Source organism: Micromonospora sp. M51, from assembly GCF_018070305.1.
GTDB lineage: Bacteria > Actinomycetota > Actinomycetes > Mycobacteriales > Micromonosporaceae > Micromonospora > Micromonospora parva.
This window is the reverse complement of record NZ_JAGPXZ010000701.1, coordinates 1-3,166: the sequence shown is the minus strand read 5'-3', so window position 1 is coordinate 3,166 and position 3,166 is coordinate 1. Positions and strand designations below refer to the sequence as shown.

At 73.3% G+C, this 3,166-nt stretch carries 2 protein-coding genes and 1 pseudogene; all 3 read left to right on the top strand.

Features of this window, described 5'->3' with window-relative positions:
* Positions 1-316, top strand: a pseudogene (locus tag KBX53_RS27355) (magnesium chelatase); the annotation flags it as partial.
* Positions 317-318: 2 nt separating this feature from the next.
* Positions 319-2,271, top strand: a complete 1,953-nt coding sequence (locus KBX53_RS27350; RefSeq protein ID WP_030331455.1) for a VWA domain-containing protein — start codon at positions 319-321, stop codon at positions 2,269-2,271.
* Between the two features lie 28 nt (positions 2,272-2,299).
* A complete protein-coding gene (locus KBX53_RS27345; RefSeq protein WP_030331453.1) occupies positions 2,300-2,764 on the top strand; it encodes a hypothetical protein in 465 nt (154 codons plus the stop codon).
* Positions 2,765-3,166 lie beyond the last annotated feature (402 nt).

The window sequence follows — 3,166 nt, the reverse complement described above, 5'->3', positions numbered from 1 at the left end:
CCTGCTGCGTACCGCGACCGCCGAGACGTTCCGGGCCCACCTCGCCGGGTTGGACCTGTCCGGGTTCACCGCCCTGGTCGAGGACGGCGCCGCGATCGAGACCGGCGAGCTGGTCAGCGCCGCTGAGCTGTTGCGCCAGGTCGGCACCGTGCCCGGGTTGGCGAAGGTCCTGGACCGGCTCGGCCTGGGTGACGCGCCCACCTCGGAGGAGGCCGCCGCCGGCGTCGAGTTCGTGTTGGAAGGGCTGCACCTGACCCGCCGGCTCGGCAAGGACGTCACCGACTCGGGGCGCACCGTCTACGGCGGTCGGGGCTGACGGTGGCCGGTAACCGGTTCCGTTACGGGCAGTGGAACGGCGGGCCCGACCCGCTCGCACCCCCGTACGACGTGCGCGAGGCGGTGGACGCGGTCGGTGCGGAGGTGCTGGCCGGTGGCAGCCTGCGGGAGGCGCTGCGCGACCTGCTGCGCCGTGGTCCGCAGGGGCGGGGTGGCCTGGACGACCTGGCCGCCCGGGCGCGACGACTGCGCCGCGAGGCGATGCGCCGGGGTGACCTGGACGGCGCGGTGACCAGGGCGCAGGCCCTGCTCGACCAGGCCCTCGCCGCCGAACGGGACGAGCTGCGAGGTCGTGACGACGACGCCGCGCGGTTCGCCGAGGCGGTGCTGGACAATCTTCCCCGCTCGACCGCGCGGGCGGTGCAGGAGCTGTCCGGCTACCAGTGGGCCAGCGACGACGCCCGCCGTTCGTACCAGCAGATCCTCGACCAGCTCCGCGATGACGTGCTCGGCCAGCGCTTCGCCGGGCTGCGCGAGGCGGTGCGCGCCTCCGCCGACCCGGCCGCCCAGCAGCGGCTCGCCGAGATGATGGGCGACCTGAACGACCTGCTCGCCCGGCACGGTCGCGCGGAGGACACCACCGACGCGTTCGCCGAGTTCATGCGCCGGCACGGCGACTTCTTCCCGGAGCAGCCGGAGACCGTCGACGAGTTGATCGACGTGTTGGCCCGCCGGGCGGCGGCGGGTGAGCGGCTGATGAACTCGCTGTCGGAGCGGCAGCGCGCCGAGCTGTCCGGGCTGATGCAGCAGTCGCTCGGCGATCGCCTCGCGGGGGAGATGTCAGCTCTCGACGCGAACCTGCGGGCGCTGCGACCCGATCTGCGCTGGGGGCGGGGCGAGCGGGTCCGCGGCGACCAGCCGTTGGACTACGCCGACGCGGCCGGCGCGCTGGGTGAGATCGGCGAGCTGGACGACCTGCTGGACCAGCTCGACCAGGAACACCCGGGGGCGACGCTCGATGACGTGGACGTCGACGCGGTGGCCCGCACGCTGGGCCGGGACGCGGCCGACGACGTTCGGCGGCTGCGCGATCTGGAGCGGGAGCTGCGCCGCCAGGGGTGGGTGAGCCGGGACGCGGAAGGGCTCACGCTGAGCCCGAAGGCGCTGCGCCGGCTGGGCGGAACCGCGCTGCGGCGGGTCTTCGCCGACCTGACCGCCGGGCCGCGCGGCCAGCACGACCTGCGCTCGGCCGGTGCGGCGGGCGAGGTCAGCGGCGCGTCCAGGCCCTGGGAGTACGGCGATGAGCAGCCGTTGGACGTAGTCCGGACGTTGACCCGGGCGGTCAGCCGGGCCGGGCCGACGGTCCCGGTGCAGCTCGCGGTGGACGACTTCGAGGTGGTGGAGACCGAGAAGCGGGCCTCGGCCGCTGTGGTGCTCTGCGTCGACCTGTCGTACTCGATGATCTCGCAGGGTCGTTGGGGGCCGATGAAGCAGACGGCGCTGGCGCTGGCTCACCTGATGGAGACGCGCTTTCCGCAGGACGCCCTGCAGATCGTCGGCTTCGGGCGGGAGGCGATGACGCTCACCCAGCATGAGTTGGCGGCCGTGGAGCCGGACATGGAGCAGGGCACCAACCTGCAGCACGCGCTGCGGTTGGCGGGCCGGCACCTGCGCCGGCACCCGGACGCCGAGCCGGTCGTGCTGGTGGTCACCGACGGCGAGCCGACCGCCCACCTGGACCCGGACGACGGGGAGGCGCTGTTCCACTGGCCGCCGCTGCCGGAGACGATCGAGGCGACGGTCCGTGAGGTGGACCGGCTGAGCCGCTACGGCGCCACGCTCAACCTGTTCATGCTCGGCGACGACCCGGGTCTGCGGCGTTTCGTCGACGCGGTGGCCCGCCGTAGCCGGGGACGCATGTTCACCCCAGACACCGACGACCTGGGCGAGTACGTGGTCAGCGACTACCTCCGCTCCCGCCAATCCCGCCGCTAAGTCCCGCCGGGGCGGGTTGACTGGGGGGATGGAGAGCGGGGGGTTGCGACAGGCCTACGGTGCGGTGTTCGCGGAGGTCGACGCCGGCGGGTTCGGTCCGGCTCCGCAGGGACAGCTCAGCGCCGAGCAGATCGTCGCGCATCTGGTCGCCAACGACGAGCTGATGATCCAGGCCACCGAGGCGCTGCTGGCCGGGTCGCCGTTCGCGTACTACGAGTTGGAAGAGGACATGCACCGTCCGCAGCTCGACGCGCTCGCCGCCGAGCAGGGGGGTCTGCGTGGACTGACGGCGCTGCTGCACGGCACCAGTGATCGGCTGTGCGGGCTGGTCGACCAGCTCGGGCTGGCTGCGGAGACTCCGGTCGAGACGCACCTTCGCGAGGGCTTCGACCTCATCGTCGACGAGCCGCTGCCCTGGTCCCGGACCCTGGACCTGCACACCCGGGTCCACCTCCCCAAACACCAGGCCCAACTCCGACTCCTCCGCGCCTGAGACGCGTCACCGGCGCCGGGGCGCCGGGTGCCCGGGCGAGGCGTGGGCAGGGGCGGCAGCGTCCGGGTGTGGCGCGGGCAGGGGCAGGCCGTTCTGCTTAGCGTGATGTCTGTGAGACATCGTGATGTCTCACAGACATCACGCTCTCCCGAGTTACCGGCCCGGCCGGGCGCGTTTCACCGGCGCTCGTGCCGGCGCCGGGCGGCGTGGCCGGCTGAAGGTGCCTGCTGGCGTTGGGGCAGCGCGACGATCGGTTCCGCGCTGGGCCGGGAGGTGCTGCCGACCGACTCAGGTGTCGACCAACTCAGGTGTCGACCAACTCGGGGCGGGGGTGGAAGGTGCGGCGGTAGGTGGAGGGGGCCACCCCGATGCGCTGGTGCAGTTGCTGGCGTAGGGCGGCGG